Genomic DNA, 15,254 nt, shown 5'->3' with positions numbered 1-15,254 from the left:
TCCCCGCTACTGCTTCAGGTCCTCGAAGAAGGCCTGCGCATTGCTCTCGCGGCCCAGGAAGTCCCTGACCAGTTCCGGCGCCGGCTTCTGCGCGCCCTGGCCCAGCACCCGGTCGCGGTAGCGCCGGCCCGCGTCGCCGTCCAGCTTGTCGGCCGCGAACGCGGTGCGCAGGTCCATCGCCACCACCAGGCTCCACAGGTAGCCGTAGTAGCCGGCGCCGTAGCCGCCGGCGATGTGCGCGAAGCCGGCCGGGAACATCGTGCCCGGCACATGGCCCAGCGGCGTCGCGCCTTCCATGCGCGCCCACAGCGGCAGCGGCTCGGGGCGGGCCTGGCGGTGCAGCGCCAGGTCATAGCTGGCGTACAGGTGCTGGCGGCCGAAGTGGCCGCCCTTGCCGTGGTGCCTGGCGGCCAGCGCCTGGTCCACCATCGCGTCGGGCACCGGCTTGCAGGCGGGGCACACCTCCTGCATCAGCTTCAGCACGCGCTTGTCGTAGACCCAGTCCTCCAGCATCTGCGACGGCGCCTCGACGAAGTCGTGCATCACCGCCGTGCCGGCCGCGGCCGCGTAGCGCGTGCTGGACAGGTTCACGTGGACCGCGTGGCCCAGCTCGTGCAGCAGCGTCTCCACCTCGTCCAGCGTCAGGCCGTCGCGGTCGAAGTTGACGACCAGCGCCGCCGCGGGCGTGCGGCCGATGCGCGTCGCGCTGCCGCGCAGCGGCCACACGGCCGCATGGTTGTACTTGCCCTCGCGCGGGTACAGGTCCACGTACATCTGCGCGAGGGGCCGGCCGGTGGCGGCGTCGCTGACGACGTAGGTCTGCACCTCCTCGTGCCAGAGCCGGTTGTCGACGCGCTCGTACTTCACGCCCATCAGCCGCTCGATGATGCGCATGGCGAACGCCAGGCTGGCCTGCGGCGGGAAGTAGGGGCGGAAGGCGTTCTGGTCGACGCTGAACTTCTCGCGCTTCACGCGCTCGCCGTAGAACGGGGCGTCCCAGCGCTCCACCCGGGTCTGCGCGGGCGGCGTGCCCAGGTGCCTGGCCTTGTCGGCGCGCAGTTCCTCCAGCTCGCGCTGCTCACGCGCGTCGACGACGCCGGCCACCGTGTCCAGGAAGCGCATCGCGGTCGCGCCGTCCCGGGCCATGCGGCGGCGCAGGTTGAAGTCCACGAAGTTGTCGAAGCCGAACAGCCGGGCGTATTCGCCGCGCAGCGTGACGATGCGGGCCAGCAGGTCCAGGTTGGGCGGGCCGCCCTCGTTGGTCTTGGCCAGCCACATGCGCTGCCGCGCCGCGCCGCTCTCCGCGCCGCGCATCACGGGCACGAAGCTGGGGTAGTCCACGCCCAGCACGACACGGCCCTGGGCATCGCGCGGCGCCTTCCCCCAGACGCCGGGCGGCACGCCCCGGAGCTCGTCCTCGGTGAAGGCCACGCGGGTGCCGGCGTCGCGGATGTTCTTGTTGAACTGCTGGTCCAGCTCGATCAGCTCGTCCAGGATCCGCTTGGCGCGGGCGCGCCGCGGCGCCGGCAGCGCCACGCCGCCGTCCTCGAACTGCGCCGAGGCCAGCCGCACGAACTCGGCATCGACCGCGTCGGCCTGGGGCGCCTTGCGCAGCACGCGGTAGAGCTTCTCGTTCTGGCCCAGGCTGGAGCCGAAGTCGGCCCAGCGCAGCGAGCAGGCCTGGGCCGCGTCGCGGACGGCCTTGTCGGGATGGACGTTGAGCGCGAAGTCGGTGGGGTACTGGTGGTCTTCGAGATAGACCGTCAGGTCGTCGTAGGCGGCCAGCCAGCCGGCGTCCACGCGGCGCCGCTCCAGCGCGGCCACGCGCTGCCTGGCGCCCTTCAGGCCGGCGTCGCAGCCGGCCTTGACGTCGGCGGCGGTGGCGAAGGTCGGGAAATTGGGGCCGGGCAGCCGGGGCTGGGCGGCGGCCATCGGCGCCAGCGCGGCCAGGGCCAGCGCGGCCAGGGCCGCCAGCGGGGTCGTCGGGGCGGGTCTCATCGCGTCTCCTTCAGGCAAGGGCGCGATTCTCCCGGCCGGGCCGCGCCCGGCTGGCGGGCCGGCGCTTATTTCTGCAGCAGGGTTTTCACCTGGGCCAGCGCGCCCGGGTCGTCCAGGGTCGTCAGGTCGCCCGGATCGCGGCCCTCGGCGACGGCCTGCAGCGCGCGGCGCAGCAGCTTGCCGGAGCGGGTCTTGGGCAGCACCGTCACGAAATGCACGCGCGCCGGCCGGGCCACGGCGCCCAGTTGCGTGTCGACATGCTTCATGACCTCGGCCTCCAGCGCCGGCGAGGCCTGCGCCGGGTCGCGCAACACCGCGAAGGCCAGCGCCACCTGGCCCTTGAGCGAGTCCGCCACGCCGACCACGGCCACCTCCGCCACGCCCGCGTGGCCCGAGATGCACTCCTCGATCTCGCGCGTGCCCAGGCGGTGGCCGGCGACGTTGATGACGTCGTCGGCGCGGCCGAGGATGAAGGTGTAGCCGTCGGCGTCGCGCAGCGCCCAGTCGAAGGTGGAGTAGACCAGCCGGTCCGGCACGCTGCCCCAGTAGGTGTTGAGGAAACGCGCGTCGTCGTGCCACACCGTCTGCAGCGTGCCCGGCGGCAGCGGGTACTCGATGACGAGCACGCCCTTCTGGTCCGCGCCGTCGCGCACCGCGCCGGTGTGCTCGTCCACCAGCTTCACGTCATAGCCGTACATGGGCACGCCGGGCGAGCCGAAGCGCGTCGGCACGGCCTGCACGCCGGGGATGTGGTGCGCCACCGTCAGCAGCGGCCAGCCGGTCTCGGTCTGCCAGTAGTTGTCGATGATGGGCACGCCCAGGCCCTCGGCGATCCAGCGCCCCGTCGGCTCGTCCAGCGGCTCGCCGGCCAGGAACAGCGCGCGCAGGCTGGACAGGTCGTGCCGCTTCAGCAGCGCCGCGTCGTGCTTCTTCAGCACGCGCACCGCCGTGGGGGCGCTGAACATCACCGTCACCTGGTATTTCTCCACCAGGCGCCACCAGACGGCCGCGTCGGGCTGCACCGGCGTGCCCTCGTACATCAGCGTCGCCATGCCGTGCAGCAGCGGGCCGTAGATGATGTAGCTGTGGCCCACCACCCAACCGATGTCGCTGGTGGAGAAGAAGGTCTCGCCCGGCTTGCCGCCGAAGATCCAGTCCATGCTGGTGGCCAGCGCCACCGCGTAGCCGCCCACGTCGCGCTGCACGCCCTTGGGCCGGCCGGTGGTGCCGCTGGTGTAGAGCGTGTAGCTCGGCGTGTTGGACTCCAGCCACTCGCAGGGCACGCGCTGGCCCCAGTGGCGGGCGCGCAGCTCGGCGTGGTCCAGGTCGCGCCCGGCCACGCGCTCGAACGGCACCAGGCCGCGATCCACCATCAGCACGGCGCCGGGCTTGTGGCTGGACAGCGCGATGGCCTCGTCCAGCAGCGGCTTGTACGGCAGCGCCTTGCCGGCGCGGCTGCCGGCGTCGGCGCTGACGACGAGCTTGGGGCGGGCGTCGTCGATGCGGCTGGCCAGGCTGGCCGACGCGAAGCCGCCGAACACCACCGAGTGGATGGCGCCGATGCGCGCGCAGGCCAGCATCGCAAAGGCGGCCTCGGGGATCATGGGCATGTAGATCAGCACGCAGTCGCCCCGGCCCACGCCCTGCGCGAGCAGCATCGCGGCGAAGGCTTCCACCTCCGCCTGCAGTTCGGCGAAGCTGTACACCACCTCGCGGCCCACCTCGCTGGACACCCAGACCAGCGCCCGGTCGCCGGGCCGCTCGGCCGCGTGGCGGTCCACCGCGTTGTGGCACAGGTTGGTGGTGCCGCCGACGAACCAGCGCGCGAACGGCGGGCGGCTGGTGTCGCAGATCTGCTGCGGCGGGGTCTGCCAGACGATGCGCCGGGCCTGCTCGGCCCAGAAGGCGTCACGGTCGTCCAGCGAGCGGCGGTGGAAATCGGCGTAGGCGGTCTGCGTCATGGCGGCGAGTGTGGGCCGCAGCGACTGACGACAGTCTGACCTTCGTCAAATCGTGACAAAATTCAGGGTTTCCACCGTGAGCCACCCCCTCAAGTCGGGGTTTGCCCTGAAAATCGCGCGCTAGACAGCTTGTGCGGTTGACGCTGGTGGAGTACCTCCCTACCCTGCGCGCCGCCGCCCTCTTCCGCTACCGCAGCCGCTCCGCGGCCCGCCCCTGGTTCCCGTCCCGTCCTGATGTCCCTGCTTCCCGTTGCCCTGCTGAATCGCCTTGCCGCCGCCGCCCTGCTGGCCGCCGGCTGCGCGGCCGCTCAGGCGCAGGGCGTGGCCCAGGCCGCGACGCTCGCGCCGCCGCCGGGCACGATGATGGGCGCCTACGGCCAGAGCCTGCACCAGCAGCAGCAGGCCGCCGCCACGCAGCCGGCGCAGGCCGCCGCGCCGGCGCCCGGCGATGCGGTGAGCCGCTTCCTCAGCGAGCGCGGGCTGCTGAACATCGCCGAGCCGGGCCGCTCGTCGCGCCTGCTGGCCAGCGTGCGCGACACCGCGTCGGACCTCGTGCTGTCGGCGATGAACTTCCTCGGCGTGCGCTACAAGCTGGGCGGCAACTCGGTGGAAAGCGGCTTCGACTGCAGCGGCTTCACGCGCCACATCTTCGAGCTCAGCGTGGGCCTGGTGCTGCCGCGCCGCGCCGACGAGCAGGCCCGCGACAACAGCCTGACCTCCATCCGCAAGGACGAGCTGAAGCCGGGCGACCTGGTGTTCTTCAACACGATGAAGCGCACCTTCAGCCACGTGGGCATCTACGTCGGCGAGGGCAAGTTCATCCACGCCCCGCGCACCGGCAGCGCCGTGCGCGTGGAGGACATGCGCGATGCCTACTGGTCCAAGCGCTTCACCGGCGCGCGCCGCGCCGACCTGAGCGCGGCGGCCGAGGCGCCGGCCACACGCTGACGCCGCCGGGCGGGGCGCCAGCCCCGGGCTCCATCCGCCGGCTCCACCTCGTCAACCCGCAATCCGCTTGGCCACCAGCGTCAGGATCTCGTAGCTCGCGCACAGCTCGCCGCGCTGGTTGGTCACGGCCACGTCCCAGCCGATGACGCCTTGCGCGGGTTGGTCGTCGCGCGGCGGGCGGTCGATCTTGCGCTTGGCGGTCAGCCGCGCCTGGATGGTGTCGCCGAGGGCCACCGGCGTCACGAATCGCAGGTTCTCCAGCCCGTAGTTGGCCAGCACCGGCCCCGGCGCCGGGCTGACGAACAGCCCCGCCGCCGCCGACAGCACGAAATAGCCGTGCGCGATGCGCTGGCCGAAGGGCGAGGCCTTGGCCGCCACGTCGTCGAAGTGCATGTAGAAGTAGTCGCCCGACAGGCCGCCGAAGGCGACGATGTCGGCCTCGCCGACGGTGCGGCGGTGGGTCAGCAGGCTCATGCCGACCTCCACGTCCTCGAAGTAGCGGCGGAAGGGGTGGACCTCGCTCTCGGTGACCGCGCCGCCGCGCTGGTATTCGCCGGTGACGGCCGAAATCATCGTCGGCGAGCCCTGCACCGCGCAGCGCTGCAGGTAGTGCTTGACGGCGCGCAGGCCGCCCAGTTCCTCGCCGCCGCCCGCGCGGCCGGGGCCGCCGTGCTTGAGCTTGGGCAGCGGCGAGCCGTGGCCGGTGCTCTCCAGCGCGGCCTCGCGGTCCAGCACCAGCATGCGGCCGTGCCAGGCGGCGAAGGTCGGCACGGCCTGCGCGGCCAGCGCCGGCGTCTTGGTGCAGATGGTGCCGACCAGGCTGCCGCGGCCGAGCGTCGCCAGGTGCAGCGCCTCGTCGAAATCGCCGTAGGGCAGCAGCGTCGTCACCGGACCGAAGGCTTCGACGTGGTGGGCGTCGCTGCTGGCCGCGTCGCGCGCGAGCAGCAGCGTCGGCGCGAAGAAGGCGCCGTCGCCGACGCCCTCGCCCTTGGGCGCGAAGCCGTCGCTCGCCGACAGCAGCAACTCGCAGTGCTTGGCCAACTGCGCGACGCGCTCGGCCACGTCGGCCTGCTGGGCCTTGCTGGCCAGCGCGCCCATGCGCACGCCCTCGATGGCGGGGTCGCCGACGACGGTCTTGGCCAGCCGCGCCTTCAGCGCCGTGGCGACCGCATCGACCAGCGGGGCCGGCACCAGCGTGCGGCGGATGGCCGTGCATTTCTGGCCGGCCTTGGCCGTCATCTCGCGCGCCACCTCCTTGATGAAGAGCTCGAACTCCGGGTCGTCCGGCGTCACGTCGGGCGCCAGGATGGCGCAGTTCAGGCTGTCGGCCTCGGCGTTGAAGGGGATGCTCTTCTTCAGCAGGTTCGGGTGGGCGCGCAGTTGCAGCGCGGTGTCGGCGCTGCCGGTGAAGGTCACCACGTCGGCCTCGTCCAGCCGCTCGAACAGATCGCCCGTGCCGCCGACGATGAGCTGCAGCGCGCCGGCCGGCACCAGGCCCGACTCGACGATCAGCCGCACGCAGGCCTCGGCGACGTAGCTGGTCGCCGTCGCCGGCTTGACCAGGCAGGGCATGCCGGCCAGGAAGCTCGGCGCGAATTTCTCCAGCATGCCCCACATCGGGAAGTTGAACGCGTTGATGTGCAGCGCCACGCCGCGCTTGGGCACGAGCACGTGGCTGCCGACGAAGTGGTTGTCGGCGCCCAGCCGCATGGCCGGGCCTTCGTGCAGCACATTGCTGCTGGGCAGGTCCTTGCCGCCGATGGAGGCATAGGCGAACAGCGTGCCGATGCCGCCCTCGATGTCGATCCACGAGTCCGCCCGCGTCGCGCCGGTGTGGGCGCTGATCGCGTAGAGCTGCTCCTTGCGCTCCATCAGGTAGGCGGCCAGCGCCTTCAACACGCGGGCGCGGTCCTGGAAGTGGCTGCGCAGCAGGCCGGGCAGCGCCGTGCCGCGCGCGTAGGCCATGGCCTCGGCGAAATCGAGCGATTCCTCGTGCGTGTGCGCGACGACGCGGCCGTTGATCGCGCTGGCCAGCGGCTTGGCGGCCCGGGCGCCGACCCAGCGGCCGGCGATGTAACTCTGAAGCGTGGGGACAGACATCTCAATTTCCTCAGGGCGGCGCGAAGCGCCGGCCGTGGCGCCGGCACTGCCGGGCCACGGGAGCGCCCCCTTGGCGGGGGCGCGCGGAGCACGTCGGGGGTGGGCTACTTGATGAGCTTCCAGGCGCCCTTGTCGATGGTCACCATCACGCGGGCGCGCTGGTCCAGGCCCAGGTGGTCCTGCGGCGACATGTTGAACACGCCGTGCGCGCCGGCCACGTTCTTCACGTTCTCCAGCGCGTCGCGCAGCGCGGCGCGGAAGGCCGGCGTGCCCGGCTGCGCCTTCTTCAGCGCCTCGGGCGCGGCGGCCGCCAGCAGCAGGCCGGCATCCCAGGCATGGCCGCCGAAGGTGGACACGCTGCCCTTGCCATACGCCGCCTCGTACTTGGTGATGTAGTCCAGCGCGCTCTTGCGCACCGGGTGGTCGGCCGGCAGCTGCGAGGCCACCAGCACCGGGCCGGACGGCAGCAGCGTGCCCTCCACGTCCTTGCCGCCCACGCGCAGGAAGTCGTTGTTGGCCACGCCGTGGGTCTGGTAGATCTTGCCGGCGTAGCCGCGCTCCTTCAGCGCCTTCTGCGGCAGCGCGGCGGGCGTGCCCGCGCCGGCGATCAGGATCGCGTCGGGCCGGGCGGCGACCAGCTTGAGCACCTGGCCGGTGACGGAGGTGTCGGTGCGGTTGTAGCGCTCGCTGGCGACGACGTTGAGCTTCTTGGTCGCGGCGATCTTGCTGAACTCGCTCCACCAGCCCTCGCCGTAGGCGTCGGCGAAGCCGATGAAGCCCACCGTCTTCACGCCGCTGTCGGCCATGTGGGTCATGATGGCCAGCGTCATCATGATGTCGTTCTGCGGCGTCTTGAACACCCACTTCTTCTTTGCGTCGACGGGCTCGACGATGCGGGCCGAGGCGGCCATGGAGATCATCGGCGTGCCGGACTCGGACACCGCGTCGATCATCGCCAGCGAGTTGGGCGTGACGGTGGAGCCGATGACGACGTCCACCTTGTTCTCGGTGATGAACTTGCGCGTGTTGGCCACGGCCATGGTCGTGTCGGTGGCGTCGTCCAGCACGATGTAGTTGACCTTCTGACCGGCGATGGTCTTGGGCATCAGCCCGATGGTGTTCTTCTCGGGGATGCCCAGCGAGGCGGCCGGGCCGGTGGCCGAGAGCGTGACGCCGACGTTGATGTCGGCCTGCGCGGCCAGCGCCATCGAGGCGGCGAGCGCGACGCTCAGTTGCTTGAACAGTTTCATCCAGGTCTCCTCAGGGGTGGGTTGTCATTGCATGAGTGCGGGCTGGCGCGCTTGTACCGCGCCGAGTCCGCCGAAGAACAAGTCGCCGACCAGGGCCGCGATCGCCTCGTGCGACAGGTCGCCGTCGGGACGCAGCCATGTGAAGGTCCAGTTGATCATGCCAAAGAGCAGCATGGTCAGCGGCTTGTGCAGATTGGCGTCGCGCAGCTCGGGCCGCAGCCGGCACAGCACGCCGGCGAACTCGGCCACCACGCGGCGCTCCACGTCCAGCAGCCGCCCGCGCAACTCGGCGTCCAGGAACTTGACCTCGCTGGTCAGCACCCGGTGCTCGGCCTGCGCGTCGGCATAGGCGCGCGTGAAGCGCTCGATCAGCGCGCGCAGCTGCGCCTCCGGGGCCAGCCGCTCTGCGTGGACCTCCTCGACCAGCGCCAGCAGCGCATGCACGTGCTCGTCGCAGATCTGCGCGAGCAGCGCCTGCTTGTCCTGGAAGTAGTGGTAGAGCGTCGGCTTGGCGACGCCGCAGGCCTCGGCGACCTGGTTCATCGACGTGGCGCTGAAGCCCTGGTCCGCGAACAGCCGCGCGGCGGCGGCGAGGATGTCCTCGCGCTGGGCCTCGAAGCCGGGGGCTCGCTTTCTGGCCATCAGCGCTCGTCGAAGGAAATCACCACCCGCTCCGTCAGCGGATGCGCCTGGCAGCTCAGGATGAAGCCGGCCGCGACCTCGTCCTTGTCGAGCGCGAAGTTCTTGTCCATGCGCACCTCGCCCTCGACGAGCTTGCAGCGGCAGGTGGAGCAGACGCCGCTCTTGCACGAGAAGGGCACGTCCAGGCCCTCGCGCGCGGCGGCGTCGAGCAGGCTGGGGTCGCCGGCATGGAACTCGATCTCGCGCGACAGGCCGTCGCGGATCACCGTCACGCGCGCCTCGGGCGCGTCGCCGGGCTTGACCTCGTGCGGCGCCGGCTTGCCGGCCTGCATCTCCGGCGTGCCGAAGCGCTCGACGTGGATGCGCTCGGCCGGGACACCGGCGCCGCGCAGCGCGGCCTCGGCCTGGTCGTTCATCTCGAAGGGGCCGCAGACGAAGACCGCATCGACGCTCGCGGCCGGCACCGGGCCGGCGAGGAAGGCGCTCAGCTTGCCGGCGTCCAGCCGGCCGGCGTAGAGCGGCGCGTCCACCGCCTCGCGGCTGAACACGAGGTGCAGCGACAGCCGCGTCATGAAGCGGTTCTTCAGGTCCTCCAGCTCCTCCTTGAACATCGTCGAGGCGGTGCGGCGGTTGGCGTAGATCAGCGTCGCGCGCGCGCCGGGCTCGCGCTCCAGCAGCGCGGTCAGGATCGCCAGGATGGGCGTGATGCCCGAGCCGCCGGCGATGCAGAGCACGTGGCGGCCCCGGCCCGTGGCGGCGGGCAGCACGAAACGGCCCTGCGGCGGGTAGGACTCGATGACGTCGCCCGGCTTCAGCTGCTCGTGCACCCAGGTCGAGAACGCGCCGCCCTCGACGCGGCGGATGCCGACCCGCAGCCGGCGGTCGGAGCAGATCGAGTAGCTGCGCCGCAGCTCCTGGCCGCCGACGCTGGCGCGCAGCGTCAGGTACTGGCCGGGCTCGAAGCCGAAGCCTTCGGGCGGCGCCTCGAAGCCGACGACCATCGCGTCGTCGGTGTCGCGCTCGACGGATGTGACGCGCAGGGGGTGGAAGTGGAGGGCCATCTCAACGACCGCCCGGCCGCCCGAAGGGCGTTGACGCCCCTTCGGGGGGCAGTGAACGAAGTGAACGTGGGGGCTTCATGTTCTAGATCGGCTTGAAGTATTCGAAGGGCTCGCCGCACTCGATGCAGCGCCACGTCGATTTGCACGCGGTGGAGCCGAAGCGGGAGAGTTGTTCCGTGCTGCCGCTGTCGCAGCGCGGGCAGCGCAGCCGCGGCACGACGCGGATCGCCTGCTCGCCCCCGCACTGCGGCGGCACGATGCCGTAGCGCTGCAGCTTGTCGCGGCCTTCGGCGCTGATCCAGTCGGTACTCCAGGCCGGCGCGCGCTGCAGCGTGACGGTCACGTCGCCGAACTCGGCCAGCGCGGCGCGCACGTCGTCGGCGATCAGCTCGGTGGCCGGACAGCCGCTGTAGGTCGGCGTCAGCACGACCTCCAGGCCCGCATCCGTCTCGCGCAGGTCGCGCACGATGCCGAGGTCCACCAGCGTCACCGCCGGGATCTCGGGGTCGGGCACGGCGGCGAGCTTCGCGCGGGCGGCGTCCAGGCTCACCACACGCCTCCGGGGTAGGCGCGCTGCAGGTACTGCATCGTCGCCAGCAGGTGGCCCATGTGCTCGCTGTGGACGCCGTCGATGCCGCGCGGCTGCATCGCGCTGTCCTGCGGCAGAGCGAGCGTGGCCTCCTGCATCAGCGTGGCCCAGCGGGCCCGCCATTCGGGCTCCAGCTCGCGCCAGGCCGGACCGACGCCGTCCACGCCCTCGGCCGCGAACAGCTCGCCGAAGTAGGGCCACAGCACGGCCAGCGCGGCCTGCATGCGGGCCCGGGAGTCGTCGGTGCCGTCGCCCAGGCGCACGACCCAGTCACTGCTGTGCTGGCGGTGGTAGCGCACTTCCTTCAGCGACTTGGCGGCGATCGCGGCGAGTTCGGCGTCGGCGCTGGCCTGCAGCCGGTCGTAGAGCAGTTCCAGCCAGATCGCCAGCGCGGCGTTGCGCAGCGTCGTCAGCGCGAAGTCGCGTCCGCCGCTGCCGTCGCTGGGGCTGGCCACCGCGTTGGGCAGCTCGGCCAGCACGACGTTGCGGTAGTCGCGCTCCTCGCGCAGGAAGGCGAGCCGGTCCTCGTCGCGGCCCGCGCCTTCGAGCCGGCCGGCGTGCGTCAGCAGCGCGCGGGCCTGGCCGAGCAGGTCGAGCGCGATGTTGGACAGGGCCAGGTCTTCCTCCAGCACCGGCGCGTGGCCGCACCATTCGGACAGGCGCTGGCTGTGGATGAGGCAGGTGTCCGCGAGGCGCAGGACGTAGGTGGTGGTCGCGTCCATCACATGTGGTTGAGCTGCTCGGGCAGCTCGTAGAAGGTGGGATGGCGGTAGACCTTGTCGTCGGCCGGCTCGAACAGGCTGCCCTTCTCGGCCGGGTCGCTGGCGACGATCTGCTCGGAGCGCACGACCCAGATGCTGCTGCCCTCCTGGCGGCGCGTGTAGACGTCGCGCGCCATCTGGATGGCCAGCGCCGCATCGGCCGCGTGCAGGCTGCCGCAGTGCTTGTGGTCCAGGCCCGCCTTGCTGCGGACGAACACTTCCCACAGCGGCCATTCGTTTTGCGTGTTGCTCATCAGGCAGCCTCCACTTTCATTGCTTGCTTGCGCGCATGCGCCAGCGCCGCGTCGCGCACCCAGGCGCCCTCGTCCCAGGCCTTGTTGCGGGCGGCGAGGCGCTCGCGGTTGCAGGGGCCTTCGCCGCCGACGACGCGCCAGAACTCGCTCCAGTCGATCGCACCGAAGTCGTAGCTCTCGCGTTCGGCGTTCCACTTCAGGTCCGGGTCGGGCACAGTGACGCCGAGGATCTCGGCCTGCGGGATGGTCGCGTCGACGAACTTCTGGCGCAGCTGGTCGTTGGTCACGCGCTTGATGCCCCAGCGGATGCTCTGCTCGGAGTTCGGCGAGTCCTTGTCGGCGGGGCCGAACATCATCAGCGACGGCCACCACCAGCGGTTCACGGCGTCCTGCACCATGGCCTTCTGCTGCTCGGTGCCCTTCTGCATCATCGTCAGCAGGCTCTCGTAGCCCTGGCGCTGGTGGAAGCTCTCCTCGCGGCAGACGCGGATCATCGCCCGCGCATAGGGCGCGTAGGAGCAGCGGCACAGCGGCACCTGGTTCATGATGGCCGCGCCGTCCACCAGCCAGCCGATCACGCCGATGTCGGCCCAGGTCAGCGTCGGGTAGTTGAAGATGGAGCTGTACTTGGCCTTGCCGGACAGCAGCGCCGCCGTCATCTCGTCGCGGCTGGTGCCCAGCGTCTCGGCGGCGGCGTAGAGGTAGAGGCCGTGGCCGCCCTCGTCCTGCACCTTGGCGAGCAGGATGGCCTTGCGCTTGAGCGTCGGCGCGCGCGTGATCCAGTTGCCCTCGGGCAGCATGCCGACGATCTCGCTGTGCGCGTGCTGGCTGATCTGGCGCACCAGCGTCTTGCGGTAGTGCTCCGGCATCCAGTCCTTGGCCTCGATGAAGTCGCCCGCGTCGATGCGGGCCTCGAAGGCCTCCTCGCGCTGCAGTTCCTCGGCGCTCTTGACGACCTTGGGCTTGGCCTCGCGGGCCATCAAGTCCATGGCTTGCGTATACATATGCAGGCTCCTAAATGCGTTGATCGAGTGGCCACCGCAGAACCGGCTTGGCCGGGCTGCTGGTGGCGCCCCCTCGAAGGGGGCGCGCGAAGCGCGCAGGGGGTGGCCTCATTTCCTGCGCTGGTCGACCACGCGGCGGGCCTTGCCGACCAGCGTGCGCTCGATGGCGTTGTTCGGCTCGACGCTGATGGTGGCCGTCACGCCGATCAGGTTCTTGATGCGCTCGGCCAGCCGCCGGGCGATGCCGTCGTCGACCGCGCCGGCCGCCAGCTCGCAGCGGATCAGCAGCTCGTCCAGCGGCCCGTCGCGGCTGACCACCAGCTGGTACTGCCCGCCCAGGCCGCGCTCCTGCAGCACCAGCTCCTCCACCTGCGTGGGGAACAGGTTGACGCCGCGGATGATCAGCATGTCGTCGCTGCGGCCGACGATCTTGCCGATGCGGCGCATGCTGCGCGACGTCGGCGGCAACAGCCGCGTCAGGTCGCGCGTGCGGTAGCGGATGACGGGCATCGCCTCCTTGGTCAGCGACGTGAACACCAGCTCGCCCTCGCTGCCGTCCGGCAGCACCTCGCCGGTGTCGGGGTCGATGATCTCGGGGTAGAAGTGGTCCTCCCAGATCACCGGGCCGTCCTTGCTCTCGACGCACTCGCTGGCCACGCCCGGCCCCATCACCTCGGACAGGCCGTAGATGTCCACCGCGTCGATGCCGGCACTGGCCTCGATGTCGCGGCGCATCGCCTCGGTCCAGGGCTCGGCGCCGAAGATGCCCACCTTCAGCGACGAGGCCCGCGCATCCAGCCCCTGGCGCGCGAACTCCTCCACCAGCACCTGCATGTAGCTGGGCGTCACCATGATGATGTCGGGCTTGAAGTCGGTGATCAGCTGCACCTGCTTCTCGGTCTGACCACCGCTCATCGGGATCACGGTGCAGCCCAGGCGCTCGGCGCCGTAGTGCGCGCCCAGGCCGCCGGTGAACAGGCCGTAGCCGTAGGCGATGTGCACCAGGTCGCCCGCGCGGCCACCGGCGGCGCGGATCGAGCGCGCCACCAGGTTGGCCCAGTTGTCGATGTCCTTCAGCGTGTAGCCGACGACCGTGGGCTTGCCCGTGGTGCCGGACGACGCATGGATGCGCGCCAGCTTCTCGCGCGGCAGCGCGAACATGCCGAAGGGGTAGTTCGCGCGCAGGTCGTGCTTGGTCGTGAACGGGAAGCGGGCCAGGTCGGCCAGCGTCCTCAGGTCCGACGGGTGCACGCCCTTTTCGTCGAACCTGATCTTGTAGTGCGGCACATGGTCGTAGGCGTGCTGCAGGCTCCAGCGCAGGCGCTCCAGCTGCAGCGCCTGCAGCTCGTCGCGGCTGGCGGTCTCGATGGCCTCGAGGTCGCCGGGGCGGGGGGATTTGACGGTCATGCTTCGAACACCTTTCGTTCACCGAGGCGGTAGGAGCGGCCGCGGAACACGGCGATCAGTTCGCCATGCTGGTTGCGCACCGCAATGTCGTACAGCCCCGTGCGGCCGGCCAGCGAGGTTTCCTCGGCGGTGGCGGTCAGCAGGTCGCCCAGCCTGGCGCTCTTCAGGATGTCGATGCCGAAGCCCGACGCCACCGTCAGCGCGTTGCGCGCATTGCAGGCGAAGGCGAAGGCCGAGTCCGCCAGCGTGGCGATCAGCCCGCCGTGGCAGATGGCGAAGCCGTTCAGCATGTCGGCCCGCACGGTCATGGTCACGACCGCGCGGCCCGGCGCCACGTCCACGACCTGCAGGCCCAGCATCCGGCTGGCGGCGTCGTCCGCGAACATCACGTCGCGGACCTTCTCGGCAACGGCTTGGGCGTCCATCAGCGGTCCTTGAATTCGGGGGGGCGCTTGTCCAGGAAGGCGGCGGTGCCCTCCAGGTAATCATGGGAAAAGCCGAGCTGGCTCTGCAGCACGGCCTCGCGCCGCAGCGCGGCGTCGAAGTCCAGCCGCAGCGCCTCGTCCATCGCGCGGCGCGTCTCGGCCAGCGCGCGCGTCGGCATGCCGGCCAGCTTGCGGGCGACGGCCAGCGCCGCGTCGGCCAGCTCGGCGTCGGGCAGCACGCGGCTGATCAGGCCCAGCGCCGCGGCGTCCGCGGCCTTCAGCTTCTCGCCCAGCAGCGCCATCTCCAGCGCCTTGGCGCGGCCGACGAGGCGCGGCAGCAGCCAGGTGCCGCCGCAATCCGGGATCAGGCCGATCTTCGAGAACGCCTGGATGAAGCTGGCGCTCTCGCCGGCCAGCACCAGGTCGCAGCCCAGCGCCAGGCTGGCGCCCGCGCCGGCCGCCACGCCGTTGACCGCCGCCACCACCGGCACCGGCATGCTGCGCAGCCGCAGCGCCAGCGGGATGTAGTGGTGCTCCAGCATCAGGCCGATGTCCTTGGGCGCCGCGGCCGGGTCGCGGCTGGGCGCCACCTGCGGGTCGGCCAGGTCCTGCCCGGCGCTGAAGGCACGGCCCGCGCCGGTCAGCAGCACGCAGCGCGTGCCGGCGTCGTCCGCCGCGGCGTCCAGCGCCTGGCGCAGCTGGCCCAGCATGCCCGTCGTGAAGGCGTTCAGCGCCTCCGGGCGGTTCAGCCGCAGCAGGCGCACGCCGCCGTGCTGCTCGATCTGGATCACTTGCTCGGACATTCAATTCCTCTACCGACCGGTCGGTTAATCGTAAAAGCCCGCCCGGCGGGG

General features: G+C 71.3%; 14 protein-coding genes. 1 reads left to right on the top strand and 13 read right to left on the bottom strand.

Annotated features, from left to right (window positions below):
* Positions 1 to 6: 6 nt before the first annotated feature.
* Together QM788_RS12405 and QM788_RS12400 are read right to left on the bottom strand one after the other, a co-directional pair.
* Positions 7 to 1,998, bottom strand: coding sequence for a M3 family metallopeptidase (locus tag QM788_RS12405; RefSeq protein ID WP_415661785.1), 1,992 nt, complete (start codon positions 1,996 to 1,998; stop codon positions 7 to 9).
* 65 nt (positions 1,999 to 2,063) lie between these two features.
* Positions 2,064 to 3,959, bottom strand: a complete 1,896-nt coding sequence (locus QM788_RS12400; RefSeq protein ID WP_415661784.1) for a propionate--CoA ligase — start codon at positions 3,957 to 3,959, stop codon at positions 2,064 to 2,066.
* A gap of 234 nt (positions 3,960 to 4,193) precedes the next feature.
* Between QM788_RS12400 and QM788_RS12395 the strand changes: the two genes are divergently transcribed.
* The gene (locus QM788_RS12395; RefSeq protein ID WP_415661783.1) at positions 4,194 to 4,907 is read left to right on the top strand and encodes a C40 family peptidase; all 714 of its coding nucleotides are present in this window, start codon (positions 4,194 to 4,196) and stop codon (positions 4,905 to 4,907) included.
* 51 nt (positions 4,908 to 4,958) lie between these two features.
* Here QM788_RS12395 and paaZ read toward each other — a convergent pair whose 3' ends face one another.
* The 11 genes from paaZ to QM788_RS12340 all read right to left on the bottom strand — a co-directional run bounded on the left by paaZ (position 4,959) and on the right by QM788_RS12340 (position 15,203).
* Entirely contained in the window at positions 4,959 to 7,007 is a 2,049-nt protein-coding gene (gene paaZ, locus QM788_RS12390; RefSeq protein ID WP_415661782.1) for a phenylacetic acid degradation bifunctional protein PaaZ, read from the bottom strand.
* 104 nt (positions 7,008 to 7,111) lie between these two features.
* Positions 7,112 to 8,257 carry an ABC transporter substrate-binding protein gene (locus QM788_RS12385; RefSeq protein WP_415661781.1) on the bottom strand — a complete coding sequence of 382 codons (1,146 nt, stop codon included), beginning with the start codon at positions 8,255 to 8,257 and terminating at the stop codon, positions 7,112 to 7,114.
* A gap of 24 nt (positions 8,258 to 8,281) precedes the next feature.
* Complete coding sequence (locus QM788_RS12380) at positions 8,282 to 8,899, bottom strand: TetR/AcrR family transcriptional regulator (protein ID WP_415661780.1); 618 nt, start codon at positions 8,897 to 8,899, stop codon at positions 8,282 to 8,284.
* The gene (gene paaE / locus QM788_RS12375; protein ID WP_415661779.1) at positions 8,899 to 9,960 is read right to left on the bottom strand and encodes a 1,2-phenylacetyl-CoA epoxidase subunit PaaE; all 1,062 of its coding nucleotides are present in this window, start codon (positions 9,958 to 9,960) and stop codon (positions 8,899 to 8,901) included. Before paaE ends, QM788_RS12380 begins: the two co-directional genes overlap by 1 nt.
* Before the next feature lie 82 nt (positions 9,961 to 10,042).
* Positions 10,043 to 10,510 carry a 1,2-phenylacetyl-CoA epoxidase subunit PaaD gene (gene paaD, locus QM788_RS12370; protein ID WP_415661778.1) on the bottom strand — a complete coding sequence of 156 codons (468 nt, stop codon included), beginning with the start codon at positions 10,508 to 10,510 and terminating at the stop codon, positions 10,043 to 10,045.
* Positions 10,507 to 11,271: a 1,2-phenylacetyl-CoA epoxidase subunit PaaC gene (gene paaC / locus QM788_RS12365; protein WP_415661777.1), complete on the bottom strand. Its 765-nt coding sequence runs from the start codon at positions 11,269 to 11,271 to the stop codon at positions 10,507 to 10,509. Before paaC ends, paaD begins: the two co-directional genes overlap by 4 nt.
* Entirely contained in the window at positions 11,271 to 11,564 is a 294-nt protein-coding gene (gene paaB, locus QM788_RS12360; RefSeq protein ID WP_415661776.1) for a 1,2-phenylacetyl-CoA epoxidase subunit PaaB, read from the bottom strand. Before paaB ends, paaC begins: the two co-directional genes overlap by 1 nt.
* Complete coding sequence (gene paaA, locus QM788_RS12355; RefSeq protein WP_415661775.1) at positions 11,564 to 12,568, bottom strand: 1,2-phenylacetyl-CoA epoxidase subunit PaaA; 1,005 nt, start codon at positions 12,566 to 12,568, stop codon at positions 11,564 to 11,566. Before paaA ends, paaB begins: the two co-directional genes overlap by 1 nt.
* A 108-nt stretch (positions 12,569 to 12,676) precedes the next feature.
* The gene (gene paaK / locus QM788_RS12350; protein WP_415661774.1) at positions 12,677 to 13,975 is read right to left on the bottom strand and encodes a phenylacetate--CoA ligase PaaK; all 1,299 of its coding nucleotides are present in this window, start codon (positions 13,973 to 13,975) and stop codon (positions 12,677 to 12,679) included.
* Positions 13,972 to 14,400, bottom strand: a complete 429-nt coding sequence (gene paaI, locus QM788_RS12345; protein WP_415661773.1) for a hydroxyphenylacetyl-CoA thioesterase PaaI — start codon at positions 14,398 to 14,400, stop codon at positions 13,972 to 13,974. The genes paaK and paaI overlap by 4 nt, the downstream gene beginning before the upstream one ends.
* The gene (locus tag QM788_RS12340) at positions 14,400 to 15,203 is read right to left on the bottom strand and encodes an enoyl-CoA hydratase-related protein (protein WP_415661772.1); all 804 of its coding nucleotides are present in this window, start codon (positions 15,201 to 15,203) and stop codon (positions 14,400 to 14,402) included. The genes paaI and QM788_RS12340 overlap by 1 nt, the downstream gene beginning before the upstream one ends.
* Between the last annotated feature and the right edge of the window lie 51 nt (positions 15,204 to 15,254).

It is taken from the genome of Roseateles sp. (assembly GCF_047654785.1).
Classification (GTDB): Bacteria; Pseudomonadota; Gammaproteobacteria; order Burkholderiales; family Burkholderiaceae_C; genus Pelomonas.
Note: the sequence above shows the minus strand (reverse complement) of the source record. Positions and strands in the feature narration are given on the sequence as shown.